The organism is Edwardsiella hoshinae NBRC 105699 = ATCC 33379 (assembly GCF_000474215.1).
GTDB lineage: Bacteria > Pseudomonadota > Gammaproteobacteria > Enterobacterales > Enterobacteriaceae > Edwardsiella > Edwardsiella hoshinae.
The window spans coordinates 1-848 of sequence record NZ_BAUC01000102.1 but is presented as its reverse complement, the minus strand read 5'-3'; the positions used below and the strand labels follow the sequence as shown (position 1 = coordinate 848).

Annotated in this window: 1 protein-coding gene; it reads left to right on the top strand. The window is 62.7% G+C overall.

Annotation, left to right across the window (positions count from 1 at the left end; all coding sequences use genetic code 11):
* Window positions 1–848: glutaminase A (glsA, locus tag EHO01S_RS17205; protein ID WP_024525090.1), on the top strand; the 848-nt coding region annotated here is incomplete at both ends.

The window sequence follows — 848 nt, the reverse complement described above, 5'->3', positions numbered from 1 at the left end:
GCCGACTATATTCCCTATTTGGCCAGTGTGCCGAGCCAATTGGCGGCGCTGGCCATCGTCACGCATGACGGCGCGGTGTACTGCGCCGGCGACAGCGCCTATCGCTTTGCGTTGGAGTCGATTTCCAAGGTATGCACCTTGGCGCTGGCGTTAGAAGATGTCGGACCGCAGGCGGTGCAGGATAAGATCGGCGCCGATCCGACCGGCCTGCCGTTTAACTCGGTGATGGCGTTGGAGTTACATCGCGGCAAGCCCTTGTCGCCGCTGGTTAACGCCGGGGCGATGGCGGCGGCGAGCCTGATTCAGGCAAGCGATCGCGAGCAACGTTGGCAACGCATCCTGACCATCCAGCAGCAGCTGGCGGGAGAGAAAGTGGCGCTGTCGGACGAGGTGAACCAGTCAGAGCAGACCACCAACTTCCATAATCGCGCCATCGCCTGGCTACTCTATTCCGCCGGGACGATGTATTGCGACCCGATGGAGGCCTGTGACGTGTATACCCGCCAATGCTCGACGCTGATCGATACCGTCGAACTGGCGACCCTGGGGGCGACCCTGGCGGCAGGCGGGGTGAATCCACGCAGCGGGCAGCGCGTGCTACAGCGTGCTAACGTCCCCTATATCCTGGCCGAGATGACCATGGAGGGCTTGTATGGCCGCTCTGGCGACTGGGCCTACCATGTCGGCCTGCCGGGTAAGAGCGGCGTAGGCGGTGGCATTCTGGCGGTGGTGCCCGGGGTGATGGGGATTGCGGCCTTCTCGCCACCGTTGGATGAGGCAGGCAACAGCGTCCGCGGGCAGAAGATGGTAGCAGAGGTCGCAGCACAACTGGGCTATAACCTGTTTAA